Annotated in this window: 23 protein-coding genes and 1 tRNA gene; 16 read left to right on the plus strand and 8 right to left on the minus strand. The window is 65.6% G+C overall.

Going from position 1 to position 22,353, the window contains the following annotated elements; all coding sequences use genetic code 11:
* Positions 1-44: 44 nt before the first annotated feature.
* Positions 45-869, minus strand: coding sequence for a LysR family transcriptional regulator substrate-binding protein (locus U7114_RS17875; protein ID WP_323058109.1), 825 nt, complete (start codon positions 867-869; stop codon positions 45-47).
* Here U7114_RS17875 and U7114_RS17880 point away from each other — a divergent pair.
* On the plus strand, positions 832-1,236 hold the full coding sequence (locus tag U7114_RS17880) for a DUF5997 family protein (RefSeq protein ID WP_323058110.1): 405 nt from the start codon (positions 832-834) through the stop codon (positions 1,234-1,236). The two genes, U7114_RS17875 and U7114_RS17880, sit on opposite strands and share 38 nt — an antisense overlap.
* Before the next feature lie 112 nt (positions 1,237-1,348).
* Here U7114_RS17880 and U7114_RS17885 read toward each other — a convergent pair whose 3' ends face one another.
* Entirely contained in the window at positions 1,349-1,729 is a 381-nt protein-coding gene (locus U7114_RS17885; protein WP_321214927.1) for a VOC family protein, read from the minus strand.
* 164 nt (positions 1,730-1,893) lie between these two features.
* Between U7114_RS17885 and U7114_RS17890 the strand changes: the two genes are divergently transcribed.
* Both U7114_RS17890 and U7114_RS17895 read left to right on the plus strand, forming a co-directional pair.
* The gene (locus tag U7114_RS17890; protein ID WP_323058111.1) at positions 1,894-2,496 is read left to right on the plus strand and encodes a hypothetical protein; all 603 of its coding nucleotides are present in this window, start codon (positions 1,894-1,896) and stop codon (positions 2,494-2,496) included.
* 65 nt (positions 2,497-2,561) lie between these two features.
* Positions 2,562-3,170 carry a DUF6919 domain-containing protein gene (locus tag U7114_RS17895; RefSeq protein ID WP_323058112.1) on the plus strand — a complete coding sequence of 203 codons (609 nt, stop codon included), beginning with the start codon at positions 2,562-2,564 and terminating at the stop codon, positions 3,168-3,170.
* Here U7114_RS17895 and U7114_RS17900 read toward each other — a convergent pair.
* Both U7114_RS17900 and U7114_RS17905 read right to left on the minus strand, forming a co-directional pair.
* Complete coding sequence (locus U7114_RS17900; protein ID WP_323058113.1) at positions 3,167-3,649, minus strand: pyridoxamine 5'-phosphate oxidase family protein; 483 nt, start codon at positions 3,647-3,649, stop codon at positions 3,167-3,169. The two genes, U7114_RS17895 and U7114_RS17900, sit on opposite strands and share 4 nt — an antisense overlap.
* An 89-nt stretch (positions 3,650-3,738) precedes the next feature.
* On the minus strand, positions 3,739-5,124 hold the full coding sequence (locus U7114_RS17905) for an NAD(P)/FAD-dependent oxidoreductase (protein ID WP_323058114.1): 1,386 nt from the start codon (positions 5,122-5,124) through the stop codon (positions 3,739-3,741).
* Between the two features lie 135 nt (positions 5,125-5,259).
* Between U7114_RS17905 and U7114_RS17910 the strand changes: the two genes are divergently transcribed.
* The 4 genes from U7114_RS17910 to U7114_RS17925 all read left to right on the plus strand — a co-directional run bounded on the left by U7114_RS17910 (position 5,260) and on the right by U7114_RS17925 (position 8,894).
* Entirely contained in the window at positions 5,260-5,964 is a 705-nt protein-coding gene (locus tag U7114_RS17910; RefSeq protein ID WP_416235570.1) for a TetR/AcrR family transcriptional regulator, read from the plus strand.
* 115 nt (positions 5,965-6,079) lie between these two features.
* Complete coding sequence (locus tag U7114_RS17915) at positions 6,080-6,970, plus strand: intradiol ring-cleavage dioxygenase (RefSeq protein ID WP_323058116.1); 891 nt, start codon at positions 6,080-6,082, stop codon at positions 6,968-6,970.
* Between the two features lie 87 nt (positions 6,971-7,057).
* A complete protein-coding gene (locus U7114_RS17920; protein ID WP_323058117.1) occupies positions 7,058-8,185 on the plus strand; it encodes an L-talarate/galactarate dehydratase in 1,128 nt (375 codons plus the stop codon).
* Positions 8,186-8,195: 10 nt separating this feature from the next.
* On the plus strand, positions 8,196-8,894 hold the full coding sequence (locus U7114_RS17925; protein ID WP_157240130.1) for a FadR/GntR family transcriptional regulator: 699 nt from the start codon (positions 8,196-8,198) through the stop codon (positions 8,892-8,894).
* Between the two features lie 150 nt (positions 8,895-9,044).
* Here the strand turns inward: U7114_RS17925 and U7114_RS17930 are convergent.
* Positions 9,045-9,127, minus strand: a tRNA-Leu gene (locus U7114_RS17930).
* Positions 9,128-9,437: 310 nt separating this feature from the next.
* On the opposite strand from U7114_RS17930, the gene U7114_RS17935 reads away from it, so the two are divergent.
* From U7114_RS17935 to pknB, 7 genes are read left to right on the plus strand one after another with little or no spacing between them, the layout of a single operon-like run.
* Positions 9,438-10,181, plus strand: coding sequence for a DUF3662 and FHA domain-containing protein (locus U7114_RS17935; RefSeq protein ID WP_321214862.1), 744 nt, complete (start codon positions 9,438-9,440; stop codon positions 10,179-10,181).
* Positions 10,178-10,660 (plus strand): FHA domain-containing protein, encoded by a 483-nt coding sequence (locus tag U7114_RS17940; protein ID WP_157240134.1) that lies wholly within the window; start codon positions 10,178-10,180, stop codon positions 10,658-10,660. The genes U7114_RS17935 and U7114_RS17940 overlap by 4 nt, the downstream gene beginning before the upstream one ends.
* 2 nt (positions 10,661-10,662) lie before the next feature.
* Positions 10,663-12,405: a PP2C family protein-serine/threonine phosphatase gene (locus U7114_RS17945; RefSeq protein WP_409339695.1), complete on the plus strand. Its 1,743-nt coding sequence runs from the start codon at positions 10,663-10,665 to the stop codon at positions 12,403-12,405.
* The gene (locus U7114_RS17950) at positions 12,402-13,799 is read left to right on the plus strand and encodes an FtsW/RodA/SpoVE family cell cycle protein (RefSeq protein WP_157240135.1); all 1,398 of its coding nucleotides are present in this window, start codon (positions 12,402-12,404) and stop codon (positions 13,797-13,799) included. Before U7114_RS17945 ends, U7114_RS17950 begins: the two co-directional genes overlap by 4 nt.
* Positions 13,796-15,256 (plus strand): penicillin-binding protein 2, encoded by a 1,461-nt coding sequence (locus U7114_RS17955; RefSeq protein ID WP_321214861.1) that lies wholly within the window; start codon positions 13,796-13,798, stop codon positions 15,254-15,256. Before U7114_RS17950 ends, U7114_RS17955 begins: the two co-directional genes overlap by 4 nt.
* Positions 15,253-16,962: a serine/threonine-protein kinase gene (locus U7114_RS17960; protein ID WP_323058118.1), complete on the plus strand. Its 1,710-nt coding sequence runs from the start codon at positions 15,253-15,255 to the stop codon at positions 16,960-16,962. Before U7114_RS17955 ends, U7114_RS17960 begins: the two co-directional genes overlap by 4 nt.
* Before the next feature lie 15 nt (positions 16,963-16,977).
* Complete coding sequence (gene pknB / locus U7114_RS17965) at positions 16,978-18,918, plus strand: Stk1 family PASTA domain-containing Ser/Thr kinase (RefSeq protein ID WP_321214859.1); 1,941 nt, start codon at positions 16,978-16,980, stop codon at positions 18,916-18,918.
* Between the two features lie 48 nt (positions 18,919-18,966).
* Here the strand turns inward: pknB and U7114_RS17970 are convergent, their stop codons facing one another.
* Positions 18,967-19,608 carry an anthranilate synthase component II gene (locus tag U7114_RS17970; RefSeq protein WP_157240137.1) on the minus strand — a complete coding sequence of 214 codons (642 nt, stop codon included), beginning with the start codon at positions 19,606-19,608 and terminating at the stop codon, positions 18,967-18,969.
* Between the two features lie 169 nt (positions 19,609-19,777).
* Positions 19,778-20,566 carry a class E sortase gene (locus U7114_RS17975; protein ID WP_321214857.1) on the minus strand — a complete coding sequence of 263 codons (789 nt, stop codon included), beginning with the start codon at positions 20,564-20,566 and terminating at the stop codon, positions 19,778-19,780.
* Positions 20,567-20,740: 174 nt separating this feature from the next.
* On the opposite strand from U7114_RS17975, the gene U7114_RS17980 reads away from it, so the two are divergent.
* Together U7114_RS17980 and U7114_RS17985 are read left to right on the plus strand one after the other, a co-directional pair.
* Positions 20,741-20,992, plus strand: coding sequence for a cell division protein CrgA (locus tag U7114_RS17980; RefSeq protein WP_321214856.1), 252 nt, complete (start codon positions 20,741-20,743; stop codon positions 20,990-20,992).
* Positions 20,993-21,058: 66 nt separating this feature from the next.
* Positions 21,059-21,673, plus strand: coding sequence for a DNA-3-methyladenine glycosylase I (locus U7114_RS17985; protein WP_323058119.1), 615 nt, complete (start codon positions 21,059-21,061; stop codon positions 21,671-21,673).
* 182 nt (positions 21,674-21,855) lie between these two features.
* Here U7114_RS17985 and U7114_RS17990 read toward each other — a convergent pair whose 3' ends face one another.
* Positions 21,856-22,323 (minus strand): carboxymuconolactone decarboxylase family protein, encoded by a 468-nt coding sequence (locus tag U7114_RS17990; protein ID WP_157240140.1) that lies wholly within the window; start codon positions 22,321-22,323, stop codon positions 21,856-21,858.
* Between the last annotated feature and the right edge of the window lie 30 nt (positions 22,324-22,353).

The raw sequence follows: 22,353 nt of genomic DNA on the forward strand, positions 1-22,353 counted from the left end.
GGCTCCGCACGGAGCCGGCCTTCCCTGCGTTTGTGCAGTACAGGCTAGCGCTTGCCCTTTTTCCGGGAGCCCTTGCCCCGGCCCTTGTCCGGGTTCGGGGCGTACCGCTGGGCAACCTTGGGCGCCTTCTTGGCTCCGGTTCCGCGCCGGTCCGGCTTGGGATCCTTCTTTACCTTCGTGGGCTGCGCCGAAGGCTGGCGGGAACTCTGCGCCGTCCGGCCGCGCACGATCCCGATGAATTCCTCGATCACTTCGTCCGTGGAATCCGCAGGCCACACCAAGGCGATTTCCGTGCCCGGGGCGCCTGTCAGCCGCCGCGCCACGGTGTCCTTGACGTTGAAATGCCGGGCAACGGACATCGGCAGGATCACCAGGCCGGCCCCTGAGGCCACCACCTGAAGGGCAGCTTCGGGCCCGCCCATTTCCGCCACGTCCAGGAAGGTTTCTTCGCCAAGGTCCGCGAGGGCCACCTCTTCAAAGACCGAAATTTCGTGGCCCTTGGGCGCCACCACCACCGGCTGCTCCTCATAGAGCGGAATGACGTTCAGGCCCTCGCGCTCCACGGGAAGCCGGACAAAGCTGAGCTCGGCGGAACCGTTGCGCAGCACTTCAACCTGCGCGCCGTCGTCGGACATAAAAGACTCCAGCGGGACATCCAGAACGCGCTCTTCCCAGCGGCGGATCCACTTCCCGGGCGTCACGCCGGCCACGTAGGCGAACCGGAGCACGCGGGGTGCCTCCTGCTCCGGAGATTCAGCGGGGGCAGGGCTGTGGGGGATGTTGTCGGAGGGCACGTCTTCACAGTACCGTCCGCCCGGATACCCTTGAAGCATGACCTCTGCAAACTCCCAGTCCATGAAGCCGGCCACCGTTGCCAAGAAACTTGGCATCTATCTGCCCGCAACACCGCAGGAGTTCCAGGATTCAACCATCACGCGTGCCGAGTTCGCCGAGCTCCAGGCCAACCCGCCGGAGTGGCTCGCCGAGCTGCGACGCAACGGCCCGCATCCGCGCCCGGTGGTGGCGCAGAAGCTGAACGTTTCCATCAGCGGGCTGGCCCGTGGCGGCGTCGAGGAAGCGCTGACGACGGCGGAAATCACCGCGCTGCTCCAGGCTCCCCCGCAGTGGCTGGTCACCGAGCGCGCCACGCACGCCGCAGTCCGGGCCGAGGCCCAGCGCGTCAAGGAAGAAGCTTCCAAGAAGGAAGCCAAGAAGGCCCGCACCAAGGCCGAATAGCCGCCCAAAACCTAGGCTTGTCTGCAGATCCGAACCTTGACGGTTCGACTCCGCGGACAAGCCTCTGTTATGTCAGGGCCGGTCTGTGTCACGGCTACTCTGCCAGGAGGCGTCAGTCCTGGTGCAGCTGGACGAAGTTCCCGCAGCCGTCGTCGAACACGGCGCTGATCCCGGAAGGATCCTCCGTGGGGCCGCTCTTGAAGCTGACCCCGGCCGCGAGCAGGCGCTCGTACTCAGCCTGCACATCCGGGACGCCGAACACTACGGCGGGGAGCCCGGCGTCATGCACTGCATTCATGTACGTGGCGCCGATGGGGTTGTCGCTGGGCTCCAGCAGCAGCCCGACAGATCCGTTGCCGGCGCCCGGGTCCTTGATGATGTAAAGGTTGTACTCCGGCATGGCCATCAGGGTCTCAAAGCCCAGGGTCCCTGTGTAGAAGGCGTGGGCGGCGGCCGGGTCCTTGACGTGGATGCTGCACATTTTGATTCTCATGGTCCCACGGTACGGTGCCTTGCCCCGGGCAGAAAGGGACTTCCGGGCGTGCCCTGAACCCGGGGTTCCGGCCATTGACCGGGCGGCCGGAAAACGTTGCAATGGAAGAACCACCCGGGTTTGTTTGTCCGGGCCTTCAATGCCGGAGGTGCAAGGTGTCAGACATGGCGGAAGCCGCAGTGCAGGGCGTGCTGCAGGGGACAGGTGCGGTGGTTTTGTGCGGCCTGGTGCTGGTGGCCAGCGTGGCGGCCACGGTCTTTGTCATCCGGCGCCGTTCCCTCCTCGCGCGGGAGGACAATGCTGAACGGTCGGACCAGCTCTTCTGGGATCTGTTCCTGGGCTCATGCGTGGCTGTTCCCGCCTTGCTGATCCCGGCGTTCATATCCCCTTGGGCAGGACTGTTCCTTGGCGGTGCTGGTGTGGCTGCCGGAGTGGCTGCGTACCGGAGCAGCCCGCGGTACTTCGCGTGGCGCAGCGGCCGCCGGGAATCCCTGCAGCAGGTGGCCGCGCACCAGGAAGCGCAGGCGCGCCACGACGAACTGATCGCGCGGTGGCGCCGGTACGAGCTGGATCCGGCCTGCCTGATCGATTACCCGGCACTGACCGATGTCCGGACACCGGAAACCTCCGCCCTCATCAAGGCAATGCGGCAGGCTGAGGCGCTGCGCATGGCCCCCCAACAGGGTTATCCCGACGCCGTCACCAGCCTCGGTGCCACCCTCGCCGCCGCCGAGAGGGCAGCAGGCATCCCCGCCGAGCAGGCTTAGGGCCGGACGTTACCCGTTGTGTCGCTTCCATGGAACGGAGCGCGCAGCGGCGATAGCATCCGAAGATGGATCCTCAGGAATTGCCAACCCGTGACCAGTTCGGCCGGCTGCTGGAAGACCGCGGGGTCTGGCGGCAGGCCACGACGCTTGCGGCCGCCGGCGAACTGACCGCCCGGTGGCTGGAAGGGGCAAGCCAGTACCAGCCGGGCACGTTCGCGCCCGGCTTCGACGATGAAACCCGGCCGCTTGCTGCTGCCCTCGCCGAGCTGAACCGAAACGGGATTTTCACGAAGGAGTCCCAGCCCGGCATCAGGACCGAATCGGCTGCGCAGCGGCAGTACGTAACAGGATTCTGCTCCGCCGCCGCGGCCACTGCGCTGCTGGCCCTGTCCACCCGCACGGAACTGGTGACGGTGGCCCATGCTCCCGGTGAGGCCAGCAGCGCAGCAATACCTGTGACCCTGGCCGGGACAGAAGTGACCACGGTCCTCGGGTCAAGCGAAAATCCGGTGGAGGAGGAGCAGGTCCAGGACTGGGCGGACGAAACCAACGATGCCCTGGCCCTGCTGCTGTCCGACTCCTGGTACGTGGAGGTCTTCGATCCCGCCTGGGGACGGAATGATCTCCTGCTGCCGGAGGTTCTCGCAGTGCTGCAAAGGGTGGAGCTGGACTAAAGCTCCACCGTGCCGCTCTCGCCGACGCTCATCCGGCTGTTGGTGACCTTGGACTTGGCCCACTGGAGCACCGTGGCGGCCGTTCCGCCGGGGCTGGTCCAGTATTCGGCTGAGTCGGAGTCGATCCGGAGCAGGCACACCTCGGGGGTGTCCGGTCCGTCGGGGAACCACGCTTCGACAGCCTGGTTCCACATTTCACGGATCTTTGCCCGGTCCGTCACCACCTCCGCGGTCCCCGCGACGGAAACCCACTCGGTGTTCTTGCCAAAGGAAACGTTGACGCGCGGGTCAGCCCGGACATGCGCAACCTGTGAGGTGCCGAGGCCCGTGAAGAACCACATGTCGCCGTCGTCCTTAACATCCTGGACGGCGAGCGGCCGGCTGACGAGTGCGCCTTCCTCGTTGATGGTAGTCAACATCCCGATGTGGGAGTGGTTGATGATGTCCGTAACCTTGCTGATGCTCCCGGTGTCGGTCATGTCTCACCTCATTCGTCTGCGTGCGGGGACGCTCCCCACCGCCAGCCTATTGGTAAGCATGCTTACATTCCAGCCGGGCCGGTCCCGCTTTAGGCCGGAACGGGCAACTTCGCTGCTTCGCGGATGCTGGCAGCGGTGCGGAGCCCCATCCGGATTGCGCCGTCCACGTGCTGGTAGCCTTCGGCGGCGAGGTCGGAGGAGGACCAGTAGATGGGTCCGACCGGCACGTGCTGGTCCTTGCCGTAGCGGTGAAGCCCGCCGAGGTCGTAGCTGGAGGCATAGGCGCCGCGGGTCCATTCCTCCGAGCCCCAGTCGGACTCGTAGTAGACCTCGGGCTCAAGCGCTTCAGCGCCGAGGAAGCCGGCGATCGACTCCAGGATGGCACGCTGGCGTTCGTCGGCACCCAACTCGAAGACGGCGTCGGCCTTTTCATCGGAGACGAAGCCCACCAGGGTGCCCCTGGTATCGCCGAAGTTGGTGTTGTCGTAGACCTCCTGGACCAGGGACCCGGCGCCGAAGCAGGTGCCGGAGAGGCCGGAGTTCCGCCAGAACGGGCGGCTGTAGACGGCATGGACCTTGATGACCAGGCCCAGGGACTGGTGCTGGTGCATCTGGTGCTGGCGGCGCGGCAGCGGCGGGTTGAAGGAGACCCGCGAGTAGAGGTTGGGCGGCACCGCCATGATCACGAACCGGGCGTTGACGGTGGCACGGTCCGATTCGACGGTGACGCGGTGGCCGCCGTCGGCGTCCGGCTCCCAGTTGATGGTACGCACCGGAGAGTTAAGGACGACGTCGTCCCCCAGCTCCTGCGCCAGCAGCAGCGAGACCTGCTGCATGCCGCCTACAACACGCCGGTCCAGGATGAAGTCCTCGTCCGTGAGGTGGGTGAAGGACCCCGCGGAGGCGGCCATCAGCACAGCCTGCAGGGCGGAGAAGGCGTGGGCCGGCTTGGTGAGCATGCCGCCGGCGATGAAGAGGCCGATGTTGCTGCAGGCCTCTTCATTCGCGGAGTGCCGGCGCAGCCAGTGGTGGAAGGAGACGGTGTCCAGTTCCCGGGCCTTGGGGTGGGCCCAGGGCTCGGTGGGGCCGATCTCGGCGGCGAGGCCATCCAGCAGGCCGATGAGCTTGTTCATTTCGGCTTCGGTGTCCGGGTCCACGGGGAAGGTGTCGCCGGCGTAGCGGACCGGGATGCCATCCTTGCCGATGTACATGGAATCGCCCTCCCGGTAGCGCGGGTAGGTCCGGAGGCCGAGTTCCTGGAGGAGGTCCAGGAGCACGGTTTGGTCCGGGGAAACCCACTGGCCGCCGATTTCGAGCATGGCCCCGTCCACGGTGTCGGTCCAGGTGCGGCCGCCTACGCGGTCGCGGGCCTCCAGCACGGCGACGCTGAGGCCGGCCTTCTTCAGTTCGCGGGCTGCGGTGAGTCCCGAGGGCCCGGCTCCGACGACCACGACGTCGCGGTTCAGGTTCAGCATGATGTCCTCTCTTGGGTTCCTTTGCCGGGAACCAGTAAATGAATGACGTTCATTTATGAGAACTATAGCTGTTTGGCTCCGGGACCGGAAGTGCCGGATGGAATAATGCTGGAGACCACCGACGAAAGGCCAGTGATGCCGGCAGGACCAGCTGTACAGGGACGCTCCGTGGGGAATTCCGGGACCCCTACTGGAAATGCGGGGGCCAGGAGGCGTGCGGGACGGCCGTCCGCCGCACTGCTGGACAAGGCGGGGATCACGGCGGCGGCGCTGGAACTCATCAACCGCAAGGGCTACGACGGCCTCACTATGGCGGGCCTGGCCAAGGAACTGGACGTGGCGCCGTCGGCCCTTTACAACCATGTGGCCTCGAAAAGGGACGTCCTGCTCCTGGTGGAGGACCATTTGACCTCACTGGTGGATGTGTCCGATTTTGGCTCGGCTCCCTGGGAAGAGGCGGTACGAAGCTGGGCGTGGAGCTACCGGAATGTCTTCGCCCGGCATACGCCGCTCATTCCGGTCATTGCCGTGCTTCCGGTGACGGACGCGCCGCAGACGCTGGCGATGTACGAGACCGTGAGCAAGGGATTTCTCGACGCCGGATTCCCACAGGATCGGGTGGTGTCCTCGATCGTGGCGCTGGAGTCCTTTATCTTCGGCTCCGCATACGACGTCACGGCACCGGCGGATATTTTCGATTCGGGCACGATGGCCGGCTCGACGCCTCATTTCACCGCCGCCGTGCGGAGTGCGGCGAATAACGACCGGTCCCCCGCGGATGCGGCTTTCAGTCTGGGGCTCGAGGCGCTGATTTCGGGGCTGGGTGCGCTGCGGGGCTGACCTTCAGCATCGCGGCCTCGCTGGGGCCCGGCCGGGACTGATCCTCCGCCATCCCCACAGGTTGCTCACAGGCTGAAGCAATGCGGCGCATAGTGCGGCGACCTTAGATGGGCTTATGAACAGTTCCCGCAAGCGCAATGCGCTCCTCGAAGATGTCCAGCAGCCGCACCCCGACCACGACCGCGGCCTTGAATTTGACCTGTCGACACTGATGAGCCGGCGCTCCCTCGGAATGTTCTTCGGCGCCGGAGGCGCAGCCGTAGCCTTGGCAGCCTGCTCCCCTGGCGGATTAACCACCGGTGCCCCGTCAACGGCGGCGTCCACAGCGTCGGCATCCCCCACCGCGACCCCCACCCTGACCCGGGCCATTGTGGAGTGCGGCGTTGAAATTCCCCAGGAGACTGCCGGGCCGTACCCGGGTGACGGCTCCAACGGGCCCAACGTCCTGGAGGCTTCCGGCGTCGTTCGGCAGGACATCACATCGAGCTTCGGCACCGGGTCAGCTACGGCAGTGGGCGTACCGTTGACCGTCACCCTGACCCTGCTGGACAACTCCAACGGCTGCATACCGCTCGCCGGCGCGGCGGTCTACGCATGGCACTGCGACCGCGACGGCAAGTACTCCATGTACGACTCGGGCCTTGCCAGCGAGAACTACCTGCGCGGGGTCCAGGAGGCAGATGCCAATGGCCAGGTCACCTTCACGTCCATCTTTCCCGGCGCCTACTCCGGACGCTGGCCGCACATCCACTTCGAAGTGTTCGAATCCATGGGCAACGCAACCTCCGCCGGCCGGGTGCTGGCCGTCTCGCAGATTGCCCTGACAAAGGCGGCCTGTGACGACGTCTACGCAACACCCGGATACGAAAAGAGCATCACCAACATGACCAGGACGACGTTGCGGTCAGACAACGTCTTCGGTGACGACGGCGGCATCTACCAGCTCGCCACCATGACAGGATCCGCTGCAACGGGATACACGGCAGGACTCAACGTCACCGTCTAAACGGCACGGGGCACTTGTAATACAAGTACTACACTTATATCCTAAGTTGGCGGGCAAAGGAGCCCGGCCCCGCCCAAAGGAGAAACCGTGAGTACCGTCGACCTGATCCGGCACGTCAAACTGTCTACCGCCCGCCTTCCCCTCGCTGTTCCCATCAGCGACGCCAAGGTCTTCACGGGCAGGCAGAAGCCCATGACGGAGGTGGTCTTCCTGTTCGCGGAAATCACCACGGAGCTGGGGCACACCGGCGTCGGATTCAGCTACTCCAAGCGGGCCGGCGGGCCGGCGCAGTATGCACACGCCAGGGAAGTGGCCGAGGGCGTCATCGGCGAGGATCCCAACGACATTGCGAAGATCTACACCAAGCTGCTGTGGGCCGGAGCGTCAGTGGGCCGGTCCGGCGTCGCCGCCCAGGCACTGGCCGCGATCGACATCGCCCTCTACGACCTCAAAGCCAAGCGGGCCGGCCTGCCGCTGGCCAAGTTCCTGGGCTCGTACCGCGACTCCGTGCAGACGTACAACACGTCCGGCGGCTTCCTGAACGCCACCCTCGAGGAAGTGAAGGCCCGGGCCACCCAGTCACTCGAGGAAGGCATCGGCGGCATCAAGATCAAAGTGGGCCTCCCCGACAGCAAAGAGGACCTGCGCCGCGTCGCAGGCATCCGCGAACACATCGGCTGGGATGTCCCGTTGATGGTGGACGCCAACCAGCAGTGGGACCGGGCCACCGCCCTGCGGATGGGCCGCCAGCTCGAGGAGTTCAACCTGATCTGGATCGAAGAACCCCTGGACGCCTACGACTTCGAGGGCCACGCCCACCTGGCCAACGTCCTGGACACCCCCATCGCCACCGGTGAAATGCTGGCGTCTGTGGCCGAACACAAGGGCCTCATCAACGCCAACGGTTGCGACATCATCCAGCCGGACGCTCCGCGCGTCGGCGGCATCACCCAGTTCCTCCGCCTGGCCGCCCTGGCCGACGAGCGCGGGCTGGGCCTGGCACCGCATTTCGCCATGGAAATCCATCTCCATCTCGCCGCCGCCTACCCGCGCGAGCCCTGGGTGGAACACTTCGACTGGCTCGACCCGCTGTTCAATGAACGGCTCGAAACCAAGGACGGCCGGATGATCGTCCCGGACCGCCCGGGCCTCGGCGTCACCCTCAGCGACCAGGCACGTGCCTGGACCACCGAGACCGTGGAGTTCGGCGCGTAACCTTGAAGCCATGAGCCGGAACCTCACCGCGGACCTCGCCGCTGACCTTCGCAACCGCATCGTTGACGGCGTCATCCAGCCGGGTGAGAAGCTCCCCAGCGAGAACACCCTCATCAGCGACTTCGGCGTCAGCCGGACGGTTGTCCGCGCGGCGCTGACCCGGCTCCAGGCCGAGGGGCTTGTTGAAACCGAGCGGGGGCGGGGAAGCTTCGCCCTCACGCCGCCGACGGACCGGCCCCAGGCAGCACCCGGGGCCCGTCCGGTGGCCACCATGGAGGACCGGGTCCACCTGCTGGAGTTCCGTATGGGCGTGGAAACCGAAGCCGCCGCGTTGGCCGCACGGAACCACACCGAGCGGCAGCTGCGCGCCGTCACCGCGGCCCTTGAGGAGTTCACCGCCAGCGCGGGGCACCCCGCCCGCGCCATGAAGTCGGATTTCGAGTTCCACCGCGCCGTTGCCGCGGCCTCCGGCAACCCCTACTACTCCGACTGCCTGGCGGCGCTTGGCCAAACGATGATCGCGATGCCGCGCACCCGCCTCATGACCGGCGTCGAGCATTACGCCCGGGACCACTTCGACCAGGTGGTCCAGGAACACCGCTCCATCTCGGAGGCCATTGCGGACGGGGACGAGGCTGCCGCAGCGGCTGCCATGCGCAGCCACCTGGCCAATTCACGACGCCGGTTCAAGGCTTCCGCGCGGCCGTAACCTGGCGTGGCGCCTGGCTATCGGGCACGAAACCTCAGCTTGTTCGCGGATCCAACCCTTCAAGGCCCGGATTCGCGAACAACCCCAGGATCGGCGCGTTAACGCAAAAAGAGCCCCGGCCTCTCGACCGGAGCTCTTTAGTTCTTTGCGTGCGCGAGGGGGGATTTGAACCCCCACACCCTTTCGGATACTGGCACCTGAAGCCAGCGCGTCTGCCGTTCCGCCACTCGCGCGCAACTTCTTTCACCAAGTTCCGGCCGGTTTCCCGGATCCGTTACCTTGTAAAAGCAGCGAGATCAAGCATAACGGAAGGTGGACGGAAAACACCAATTGGCCTCCGCCGGCCCAGGCAAGGCCCGGCAACAGACTGAACTTTTGGCGGCCCCCGGGCGTTGCTGATTAAGGTCATTCACAGCCCTGCCCAGTAGTATCTGATGTAGGAGTGGCTGCTGCAGGCAGGCACACCGCTGACTTGCGAGCTGCACTGCGGGTGAAGTTCCGGAACGAAAACTGCCCCGCGGCTGGGGGGAAAGGAGAAGAACCATGGGTCTGCTGGACAAGGTTGAACGCGGCATTGAAAAGGCTGTCCGGGGCGTCTTCTCTACCGGCTCGCGCGCCCAGGTCGAACCTGTGGAGATCGCCAGCAGGCTGCGCCGGGAAGTTGACCACAAGGCCCTGACTGTGGCCGCCGGCCGGACACTCGCCCCAAACGTTTTTGATGTGCAGCTCAGCGATGACGACTTCAAGCGGGCCCAGGAATGGGGAACCCCGCTGGCCGAGGAACTCTGCGACGTAGTCATCAACCACGTCCGCAGCCAGGGCTACACCCTTCAGGGCCCGGTACGGATTTCCTTCCGCCGGGACGCCGAGTTGCGCGCCGGCAACTTCGAAATCCTCTCTTCAACCGAGAAATCGAAGGGCGCACCCGCAGGCCAGCCACAACGCCCCAACCTGCCGGCCGCTCCGAGCCGCCAGCCGGTACGGCTTCAGCCCGTATTGGATATCGACGGGCAGCGTTACTCCCTCAACGCTCCATCCATCGTCCTTGGCAGGTCGTCCGAAGCCGACATCCATGTCGAAGACACGGGCGTGTCCCGCCGCCACCTGGAAATCCGCACGGCCAACGGCGTGACCAGCGCAGTGGATATGGGTTCCACCAACGGCAGCTATGTCAACGGGCAGAAGGTGTCAGGGAGCACCGAACTCACTGACGGCTCCACCATCACTATGGGACGGACAAAAATCATCTTCCGCCTTTTGCCTGCAAGCACGGGTGGCCGCACATGAGCGACCTCACCATCACCGTCCTGCGGTTCGGCTTCCTCCTGCTCCTCTGGGTGCTGATCTTCAGCATCGTCTCAGCCATGCGCCGGGACCTCATGGTGGGCCGGAAGGCAGCCTCCGGCGCGCCCACCCAGCGCCAGGTCCGCAGGAACCCGGAGCTTGCTGAAGCCCCTCCGCAGCCGGCGAAGCAGCAGGCGCACCAGCTGGTCGTCGTCGAAGGTCCACTCAAGGGAACCACCCTTCCGCTGGCTGCCAGTCCCATCCTCCTGGGCCGCGCCCAGGAAGCCACCCTGGTCCTGGAGGACGACTACGCGTCCGGCCGCCACGCCAGGCTGTTCCCCCAAGGCAGCCGCTGGTTCATCGAGGACCTGGGGTCCACAAACGGAACCTACCTGGCGGACCAGCAACTTACCCGTGCCCTGCCGGTTGAGCCAGGGGTTCCCGTGAGAATCGGCAAGACGGTCATCGAATTGAGGCCATAGCCGTGGCCGTCACGCAAACCCCCGCCAACGGGCCCCGGCCCGCGCAGCGGCCCCTCATCATGCGCTACGCCGCACGTTCCGACGTCGGCCGGATCCGCTCAAAGAACGACGACTCCGCCTACGTGGGACGGCACCTCGCCGTCGTCGCGGACGGCATGGGCGGCCACGCGGGCGGCGACGTAGCCTCCGCCGCCACTGTCCTGGACATGATCCACCTGGACCGCGGCGACTACGACGGCGACGCCGGCACCGTCCTTGCCGACGAAATCCAGACGGCCAACTCCCTGCTTTCCGAACTCGTGCACCAGAACCCCAAACTGGCGGGGATGGGCACCACCGTCACGGCGCTCCTGCTGGCCGGGGGCAAGCTCTACTTTGCACACATCGGCGATTCCCGGGCCTACCTCCTGCGCGACGGCGAATTCAAGCAGGTCAGCGTGGACCACACCTTTGTCCAGCGCCTCATCGACGAAGGCCGGCTCCGCCCTGAGGAGGCCGAAAGCCACCCGCACAAAAACGTCCTGATGCGCGTCCTGGGCGACGTGGACGCCAGCCCGGAACTCGATCTCGATACCCTGGACGTCCGCCCCGGCGACCGCTGGCTGCTCTGCTCCGACGGGCTCAACTACGTTGCCGGCCACGCCGTGGAACGGACGGTGCGGGAAACCAAGGACCTCCGCGAGTGCGTGGAAACCCTCGTGGACCTGACCCTCGAAGCCGGCTCCCCGGACAACGTCACAGTGGTCATGGTGGAAATTGTCGAGGAAACGCCCGACGACGTCAGAACCGCCGCCGTCGAAGTCGTCCCTTCCACAGCCATCGCCGCAGCCCCTGCCGCAGCAGTCCAGCCGGCAGCACCGCCCGCCGCAGGGCCGCAGGATCCGGCTGAGGGCACCAAAGCTCCCGGCAAGAACACGTCCGGCACAGAAAGCCCTGACAAGGGCGCCGGCGCGGGCAACGACCCAGCAGCCAGCGCCGTTCCGGCCGCCGCCGGACCTTCCAAGGAGGGCCCTGCCAAGGACGGCCATGGACAGCGCTCAGTGGAACCGGGCTCCACCGACCCGCACTTGGGCGAACACCTGTCCGCTGAGGTCCTGCGGGACGAACTCGCCTCACGCCCCCACGAGCTTGTGGGTGCAGCGGCAGCAGCGGCAGAATCCGGGTCCATTCCCACCATCGCCGGACGCACCGTGGCGCGGAGGGCAGCCACCCTCCTCACCCACAGGGCAGAACAGTCCGGCACCGAAGCTGATGACAACGTGGTGCCGCTCAAGCCGCGGCGCTGGATTACCTGGGCGATCGCCGCATCCGTGCTGGTGGCCCTGACAGTGGGCCTCTGGCTGGGGTATGCCTGGACCCAGACGCGCTACTACGTCGGCGAGTACGACTCCCGCGTCGCCATCTTCAACGGCGTCTCCCAGCGCCTTGGCCCCATCGGCCTTTCCAGCCTTGAAACCGTCACAGAAATCCGGATGGATTCCCTGCCCCCGTTCTCGCAGCAGCGCGTGCGCCAGACCGTGCCCGCCAATGACCTCTACGATGCCCAGCGGATCGTGAAGAACCTCGAACTCACCGGGACCACCTCCCCAGAGGAAGGGTGTCCAACAGTTTCCGCGTCACCTGGAGCATCCACACCGGCGCCGGCCCCTACGGACCCGGCCGCTCCTGCACCGGCCCCGGAGGCAACCGCCGCTCCGGCAAGCCAGTCCCCCAGCCCCACCGTCACCTGCAAGGCGGTCCCATGAGCCAGCTCAGCACCATTCCCAAGCCACGGCGGAACGTCGAACTCGCACTGCTCCTGCTGGCCCTGGCCGTCGGCATCGGCGCCAACATGCTGGTGGGCGTCGACCAGGAAAAGGCCTTTGACTCGGATTTCTGGTTCCAGTCCAGCCTCCTCGCCGTTGCCTCCCTGGTTTTCCATGCAGTCCTGCGCTTCCGCGCCAAGTATGCCGACCCGGTAATACTTCCACTGGTGGTCGCCCTTAACGGACTCGGGCTGGCCATGATCCACCGCCTGGACGCACCCGGTGATGACACCGGCAACAACCAGCTGCGGTGGACCCTCATTGCAATGGCGGTGGCGATCGCGGTCATCTGGCTGCTCAAGGACCACCGCGTGCTCCGCAGGTTCACCTTCATCTCCCTGGCAGCCAGCGCCGTCCTCCTGCTCCTGCCGCTGATTCCCGGCATCAGCGCGGGCGAGATCCTGGGCGCCCGCGTCTGGATCCGGCTCGGTCCCATGACGTTCCAGCCCGGCGAGGTCGCCAAGATCACCCTCGCCATATTCTTTGCCGGTTACCTTTCATCCAACCGCGACCTGATCCTCCTGGCCGGCCGGAAAGTCGGTCCGCTGCAGTTCCCGCGGTTCAAGGACATGGGCCCCATGATCACGGCCTGGCTGGTCAGCATCGGCGTACTCATCTTCCAGCGGGACCTTGGTTCATCGGTTCTCTTCTTCGGCCTGTTCATCGTGATGATCTACGTGGCCACAAGCCGCATCAGCTGGGTAGTAATCGGCCTGGCCCTCATCTTTGGCGGCGGCTTCATCGCCGCCCAGGTCTTCTCCCACGTTGCACTCCGGATCGACGGCTGGCTCAACGCCTTCACTCCGGAGGTCTACGACCGCTCACCGGGCGGAAGCGGCCAGATTGTCCAGGGGCTCTTCGGCATGGCCAACGGCGGACTGGTGGGAACCGGACTGGGGCAGGGCCGCCCGGACCTGGTCCCGTTCGCCAACAGCGACATGATCATCGCGTCCCTTGGCGAGGAACTCGGCCTGGTGGGCCTGTTCGCCGTCGTCCTGATGTACCTGCTGCTGTTCACGCGCGGGTTCAGGGCCGCGCTGGGCACCCGGGACGCGTTCGGAAAGCTCCTCGCCTGCGGCCTCTCCTTTGCCGTGGCGCTGCAGTGCTTCGTGGTGATCGGCGGGGTCACACGGCTCATCCCCCTGACCGGCCTGACAACGCCGTTCCTTGCAGCCGGCGGTTCGTCGCTGCTGGCCAACTGGATCATTGTGGGCCTGCTCCTGATGATTTCCCATACAGCCCGCGGCCCGGTGGACACCACACCGCTGCGGCCGGGCGAGGCAGCAGATTCGATGGGCATTGATACTCCTACTGAGGCGGTGAAGCACTCGTGAACCAGGCAATACGGCATTCATGGGTGGCGGCCGTCGCCATGTTCGCCCTCATCTTCGGCGCCATCAGCTACGTCCAGGTGGTGGGAGCCGATGAGCTCAAGGCCAACCCGTGGAACCAGCGTGCCATCCTGCAGAACTACTGCAACGACCGCGGTGCCATCATCGTGGGCGGCACTCCGGTAGCAGAATCGGTCGAAGGCACGTCGGAGACCTGCAAGTTCCAGCGGACCTACCCGCAACCGGAACTTTATGCAGGAATCACGGGATACTTCTCGCAGAATTTCGGTGCCACCGGCCTGGAGCAGGCTATGGGTGAAGTACTCACCGGCAACTCGGACCAGCTGTTCCTGGACCGCGTGGGCCAGCTCTTCCTGGGGAACCAGCCCAAGGGCGCGTCGGTGGAGCTCACCATTGACCCCAAAATCCAGCAGCTCGCCTACAGCCTGATCCCGGACGGGCAGCGCGGGTCCATCGTGGTCACCAATCCCAAAACCGGGGCCATCCTTGCCATGGTCTCCAAACCCTCCTACGATCCGAACCTGATCGCCATCCAGGATCCGAACGCCGAGACCGCCAACATCAACGAACTGCTCAAGGTCCCCGGCATCAACCTGAACCAGAACGTCAGCGGACCCACCGGGGAACTGCTGGCTCCCGGTTCGGTCTACAAGCTGGTGGACACCGCCGCGGCGCTTGCATCGGGGAAGTACAACAAGGACAGCGTGCTCCCCAACCCTGCGGAAATGCCGTTCGAGGGAATCCAGTACAAGCTTCCCAACTATGCGGGCGGCAACTGCTACACCCGGGACACGGCGACCTTCGCCTTCGCGCTGCAACAGTCCTGCAACACCCCGTTCGCCAGCATTGCGCTGGACCTGGGCCGGGACGCCATCGCAGAGCAGGCGAAAAAGTTCGGTTTCGGTGAGGACATGGGTGACCAGATCAAGCTCGGCTATGCCCGGGGCAACGGCTTCCCGGATGACCTCGACGCTCCCGGGCTGGCCCAGTCCGCCATCGGCCAGAAGGACGTCCGTGCCACACCGCTGCAGGTTGCGTTGATGACCGCGGCGATTGCCAACGACGGCGTCCAGATGAGGCCCACCCTGGTCAAGACCCTGCGCTCTCCGGACCTGCGGGTCATCGATGAACCCCGGCCCCAGCAGCTGCGGACCTCCACCACCCCGGATATTGCAAACCAGATCACGGAGTGGATGGTCAGTGCCGTCAGTGAAGGCATCGCCAACAGGGCAGCCGTTCCCGGTGTCCAGGTGGCCGGCAAGACGGGAACCGCGGAACTGGGGAACGGCACCAACAACTCCTGGTTCACCGGCTTTGCCCCCGCAAACAACCCGCAGGTGGGTGTCACGATCGTCATGGAAGGCGTGGACATCACCACGGGAGCCCAGCTAACCAGTCCGAACGCGAAGAGAATTTTTGAGGCGGTGTTGAATAAGTGAGGCCTACAACCGGAATCACCCTCGGCGGCAGATTCCAGCTGACCACGCGGATCGCGATCGGCGGCATGGGCGAAGTCTGGAAAGCGAAAGACCTCGTCCTGGGCCGCATCGTCGCCATCAAGGTGCTGAAGGAGGAGTACACCGGCGATCCCGGGTTCCTCCAGCGTTTCCGCGCCGAGGCCCGCCACACCGCACTCCTGAACCACGTGGGCATCGCCAACGTCTTCGACTACGGCGAGGAGGAGGGATCCGCCTACCTGGTCATGGAACTGGTCCCCGGCCAGCCCCTGAGCAACATCATCGAGCACGAGCAGGTCCTGTCCCCGGACCGCACGCTGTCCATCATTGCGCAAACCGCCCGTGCGCTGTCCGTTGCCCACGCGCAGGGCCTGGTGCACCGCGACGTGAAGCCCGGCAACCTCCTGATCACCCCTGACGGACGGGTCAAGGTCACCGACTTCGGCATCGCCCGCCTGGCTGACCAGGTTCCCCTCACCCAGACCGGCCAGGTGATGGGCACCGCCCAGTACCTTGCTCCCGAGCAGGCCACCGGCCAGACCGCCACGGGTTCCTCGGACATCTATGCGCTCGGCGTCATCGGCTACGAGTGCCTGACCGGCCACCGTCCCTTCTCCGGCGAGTCCCAGATCGCTATCGCCCTGGCCCAGGTCAACGATGCGCCGCCGCCGCTGCCGGAATCCCTTCCCACCCCGGTGCGCGCCCTCCTGATGTCCATGCTTGCCAAGGACCCAAAGAACCGGCCGGAGAACGCCATCAAGCTGGCAGAGGCAGCCGAGGCCATCCGGAACGGCGACATCAGCGCCGCCCGGGCCGCCGTTCCCGGCATGCTCCTCTTTGACGCGGACAACACGGGCCCCATCACGGCTCCCGTGGACACCGCAACAGCGCCCACCGGCGTCATCGGAGCCCAGCGCGACAGTTCGCCCACCCCCACCTCCGCTTTGCCGGTGCTGGGTGCGGGTGCGGCCGGCGCAGCCGCCGGGGCTGCCGGGGCATCAGCGGCGGAGCCGGACGCTCCCCAGGGCGCACTTGCCCGGGCCAATGCCCTCGCTGCGGAGCGCAGGTGGGTTCCGGAAGAAACAACGTACGACGACGAGCCCGCCGATGAGCCGCAGCGCAAAGGCCGCAGTCCCTGGACATGGCCTCTGATTGCGTTAATCCTGCTGCTCCTGTTCGCGTTGGTGGGTTTCTTCCTCAGCCAGCGGGGCATTCTCTTCCCCTCGAATGACGCCACCTCCGGGGCAACCACAAGCAGCCCGGCGAGCACCAGTGCCAGCCCCACCAGGACCACGCAGTCGCCCACGCCCACGGCCACGCGCAGCACGCCTACGCCCACACCCACCCAGGAAACGGTCAATGTCATCCCGGCCGCCTACCTCGGGCAGGACTATCGCAAGGTTCAGGCGGAGCTTGCCGGGCTCGGGCTGGCCGTCACCGTGATTCCGCAGGAGAGTACCGCGGATGGCCCGGGCAAGGTCATAGAATTGAATCCTACGGGCCTGGTGCCCCAGGGCTCGCCCATTACTGTGGTCTATGCCGTAGCGCCGCCGGCACCCACCACATCTGCTCCCGCGCCGGCCCCGTCGCCCACCACGTCGGCGGTGGCGGCGCCCACCGTGGCATCGCCCCTGCCCGCCTGCACCGCCGGCCAACTGCCCGGCGCCCCGCCAACCTGCAAGCCGTAACCGCCAGGACAGCCAGTGAACGAGTCAGCGCGCACACCGTTGCACCGCGAGGACAGCCTCCCGGTGGATAACCGCCGTGTCCTCAGCGGCCGGTATGAACTGGGCGGCCTGATCGGCCGCGGCGGCATGGCGGACGTCTACCGGGGAGTGGACACCCGGCTGGGGCGGACTGTCGCCGTGAAACTGCTTCGGCCGGACATGGCGCGTGACCCGCAGTTCCAGGCCAGGTTCAAGCGTGAAGCACAGGCGGTTGCTGCCCTCAACCATTCCTCGATTGTTGCCATCTACGACACCGGCGAACACCTGGTCCACGATGGCTCGGAGGACAACGTCCGCGTGCCCTACATCGTGATGGAATTCGTGGAGGGCAAGACCATCCGCGACCTGATCCGTGCCCATGACGTCACCATTGACCAGGCAATCGACTACTGCCTGGGTGTCCTCGGCGCCCTCGAATACAGCCACAAGGCCGGCATCGTGCACCGGGACATCAAGCCGGCCAACGTCATGTACTGCGAAAACACCAACTCGGTGAAGGTGATGGACTTCGGCATCGCCCGCGCCATCGCCGACTCTTCAGCCACCATGACGCAGACACAGGCCGTGGTGGGCACCGCGCAGTACCTGTCCCCCGAGCAGGCCCGCGGCGAAACCGTTGACGCCCGCAGCGACCTGTATTCCGCTGCCTGCCTGTTGTACGAAATGCTCACGTCCAGGCCGCCGTTCGTCGGTGACAGCCCGGTGTCCGTGGCCTACCAGCATGTCCGGGAGATTCCCGAGCCTCCCAGCAGCCTCAACCCCGATGTGACTCCTGCCTTGGACAGTGTGCTGGCGAAGGCGCTGCAAAAGAACCGGGATGACCGGTTCCAGGATGCTGCGGCGTTCCGGCGTGCCCTGCGCGCTGCACGGTCCGGCGTCCCGGTCCCGGCGGTTCCGGCCTCCGAAGCGCCCACGGACCCCAACGACCATGTCCCGTCGCCGGCCACCGAGGCCTTCCCCGCCGCAGGGGCAGGCTTCCTCGACGACGCACCTACCGGCCGGCTGCCGGCGGCTATCCCTTCCTCTGCCGAGGACCACGAAACCCTGGTTCCCTTCGCGTCCGGCGTCGATGACCATCGGTCAGCTGATGCGTTGCCGCTGGGCCTGACTCCGGAACGTGAGCGCAGCCCGCGGCAGAAGTCCCGTCGTCGTGCATGGATTGGCACGCTGGTGGTCTTCACGCTCCTTGTCCTGGCAGGCGGCGCCCTGTGGCTGTACAGCATTATCAACCGCCCTGCTCCGGCAGCCCCCAAGATCACGGTCCCGGCAGTGGCCGCCATGACAGAGTCGGCGGCGCTGCAGGAACTGTATAACGCGGAGCTCCGGCCCCGGATTGTCCGGTCGCAGCACGACACTGTTGCCAAGGGTACGGCGATCGGTACCGATCCCGCGTCCGGTGCTTCGCTGGATCCCGGCGCCGAGGTGATCCTCAATATTTCAGAGGGCCCCAGCGCCGTCATGATCCCTGAGAGCCTTCCGGGCAAAACAGAGGCGGCGGCCCGGGATATCCTGCGTCAAAGCGGACTGGTAGGGGCCCCCTCCACCACCACGGCAAACAGTGCCACCGTGCCTGCCGGAATTGTGATCACCACAAGCCCCGCGCCCGGCCAGAAGGTGGGCGTCGGAACCAGCGTCGAACTGGTGGTGTCCACCGGCAAGGTAGCCATGCCTGAACTGCGGGGACGCACCCGCGAAGAGGCGGAAGCGGCGTTGAAGGAACTGAGCCTGGTGCCCAACGTCGTTGAGGCCGAGAATGCCCAGGTTGAGCCGGGCAGGGTGACGGAGCAAAGCGACCCCGTGAACGCGGCCGTGGACCAGGGCAAGACCGTCACCATCGTGGTGGCCAAAGCCCCGCCGCCCCCGCCAAGCCCCACACCCACGCCTACTCCAACGCCGACCTCCACCAAAAAGGGCTAAGCCCGGCACAGCGCTGCGTCAATCGGATTCAGTGCTGAACGGGCCGGCTCAGCGCTGGATGAGCGGGCTCAGTTTGGCTGCCCGGGCAGCCGCGCCCTTCATTCCCAGGGACTCAAGCCAGTTGCCCAGCATCTGGTAGCCGCCCTCTGTGAGCACGGATTCCGGGTGGAACTGCACGCCGCACAGGGGCGCCGTCCGGTGCTGGAGGCCCATCACCACGCCCGTTGCTGTCTCAGCAGTGATTTCCAGGACGTCCGGAATCGATTCCCGCACGGCCGCCAGCGAGTGGTACCGCGTGGCGGTGACGGGGGAGGGGAGCCCGGAAAACACGCTGGTTCCCACGTGCTGCACCAGGGATGTTTTGCCGTGCATGAGTTCGGGGGCGTGCGTCACCTTGCCGCCGAAGGCCTCGGCAAGCGCCTGGTGGCCCAGGCAGACGCCGAACATGGGCACGCTGTTCTCACCGCACCACTTGATCAGTTCGATGCAGACTCCTGCTTCAGCCGGGTTACCGGGGCCGGGCGAGATCAGTACGCCGTCGCGGGTGCCCGCCAGTTCAATGGCCTCCGCCAGGGTGACGTCGTCATTGCGGACAACGGTGGTTTCGGCGCCGAGTTCCTGGAGGTAGCCCACCAGGGTGTAGACAAAGCTGTCGTAGTTATCCACCACGAGGATCTTGGTTGTGGTCATGGCTGGCTTGCTGCACCAATCGTTGAGTCGGTGAACTGGGTGTAGTGGGACATCCAGGGGAAAAGGAACTGAACCATCAATACCAGTGCGGCGGCAATGAGCACCAATGAGGTGACAATCCGCAGCCAAAGCGGCCCTGGGAGATGGCGGAATATCCAGCCGTACATGATCAGCCCTTTCCGATCGCCGAAGCCACCTGGTCCGCGATTTCCGCGGGCGGACCAGCTGATGCAGGGCGCCAACTGTCCAGCAGCGCGTAGGCGATGATGCGTTCTTCAGCGCCGAAGCGCGGGTTGCAGCTTGTCATGGTCAGGTATCTTTCGGTGGGGGTAACCCCAGGAAGCGTCGGCACCGGTTCCAGGACGTCGGTGCGGGACGGCATGACGATCTGGTTGTTGCGGAAGACGTAGACGTAATAGCCGTCTTTCGTCTGGACGTAAATTTTGTCCCCCGGAACCAGCGTGTGGATGTTGTCCAGCACTGCGCCATGGGTCTGGCGGTGCCCCGCGACAGCGAAGTTGCCCACCGCGCCGGGCATGGCCGTGGTCCCGTAATGTCCCAGGCCCAGGGTGTCCAGCACATCGCTGCTGGTTCCCTGGACAATCGGCCGCGTGTAGTTCGCCCCGAACCGGGGAATGTACATGATGCCGATCGTGCCGGCGTGGGCCGGCGCGGCAGCCACTGCCGGCTCGCCGAAGTCTTCACCGGCGGCAGGAGGATCAGCAGCGGCCGGCGCGGAAGGGGCGGCGCCGGCAATATCCTGCGCGAATTCCTTGATCACTTCGCTCTGCCTGGCGTCTGATTCCACGTTGGTCCACCACAGCTGCCAGGCCACGAACAACAGGAGGATGATGCCGGCGGTGATGAGCAGCTCGCCAATAACCTGGACCGTTCCGCGCAGTATAACGACGCCGGCAGGCGGCGCAGCGGCTTGCCTCGCCTTCTCCTGCAATACCACGCGTTCTCCTCCGGGCGGTTCCGACGGGCACCGGCGGCCCCTGAACTACGGCTAGAATTGGCTGCTAGTAAGAATCCAGATTTGACCAAGATCGCGCAGACCGCTGGCAATTTCCTTCTTGCAGGATATCAAGGCCGGACCGCCGATCTTGCCTCAGCCCGCCAAGGAGAGCCAGTGCCCGAGTCAAAGCCGCGCAAGAAGACCGCCAGCACCCCGCAGCAGACTGCTTCCCAGGCGTACAAGCCCAACCCGGTATGGTTCAAGCCCGTTATGTTCGGCCTGATGATCATCGGGCTCTTCTGGATCATCACGTTCTACATCAGCGAAGGCCGCTTTCCCGTCCAGGCCTGGGAATCGTGGAACATCGTAGCCGGGTTCGGCATCGCCATCGTAGGCTTCCTCATGACCACCCGCTGGCGCTCCTAGGCCCCTTCAAGGACGAGATCCACTCCCGGCCGGCCGGCCCGGCAGGTAATCCTAAAGGAGAAAAGCGTGACTCCTGACGCTGCCGGTGTCCTGGTAGGTGACGACGGCCTCGCCCGTCCCGCGTGGGCGTCCACGGACCCGCTCATGCGCGACTACTACGACACCGAGTGGGGCCTGCCGGTCAGGGACGAACAAGGCCTCTACGAACGCATCTGCCTGGAGGGCTTCCAGGCAGGGCTTTCCTGGGCCACGATCCTTCGCAAGCGCCCCGCGTTCCGTGACGCCTTCGCCGGTTTCAGCCCGGATGCGGTTGCGCTGTTCACCGACGCCGACGTTGAGCGGCTCATGCAGGATGCAGGCATCGTCCGGAACCGGTTGAAAATCCGTGCTGCCATCAACAACGCCCAAGCCACCCTCGCGCTGCGCCAGGACGGCGGGCTGGTGGACTTCGTGTGGCAGTTCCAGCCCGCTTCCACTCCGCACCCCGCCGTCCATGCGGACATCCCCACCCAGTCGGCCGAATCCGTTGCGCTCTCCAAGGCCCTGAGGAAAAAGGGATTCTCCTTCGTCGGCCCCACCACCATGTTTGCCCTGATGGAAGCGATCGGCATGGTGGACACCCACCTGGTGGGGAGCCACCGGCGCGGGTCCTCCGGGATCTGGCCCGCTCCTGCCCGCTAAGGGTTTTGTTTTTATCCCCAGCTGTTGGGAAAGTTATCCACAATGGGGATAAACGGCCGCATTGCCGACGCATGTACGTGCGTGGCCGCCTTTCACACGGCGGCCACGGCCGATCCCCACTGCACATGCGTTTATTAACAGTGTGGAATACCTGTGGATAATCCCAAGGACAAGGCGGTGCCCTACCGCTTACGCCGGACCGGGTGGTGGCTGGTGATGGAAACCCGGTTGAAGGCGTTCATCGTGATGGCCAGCCAGCTCACCACGGAGAACTCTTCCTCGGTGAGGTGCTCCCGGGCGTAAGACTCCTCGTGCTCCTGTGGACCGTGACCAGGCAATTCCGTGATGCTCTCGGTCAACGCCAGTGCAGCACGTTCCTTCTCCGTGAAAAGTGCTGTGTCGCGCCATGCAGGAAGTACCGCCAGCCTCTGCGGGGTCTCGCCCGCCTCGACAGCTTCTCTGACGTGGAGGTCCAGGCAGAAGGCGCAGCCGTTCAGCTGCGAAATGCGTACATTAAGCAGCTCCATGGTCCGGACCTCGATGCCGGCTTCCTGGGCCGCCTCCTTGACCTTGAGCCCCAATCCGTTCAGGGCCCGCCACAATGCAGGATGCTGCTTGTCCAGGAAAACGTGCTGGGCAGTGGCGGTCATAAATTCTCCTGTCGGGAAGGGGCTCAGGCG

This window comes from Pseudarthrobacter sp. C1 (assembly GCF_034720455.1).
Taxonomy (GTDB): Bacteria; Actinomycetota; Actinomycetes; order Actinomycetales; family Micrococcaceae; genus Arthrobacter.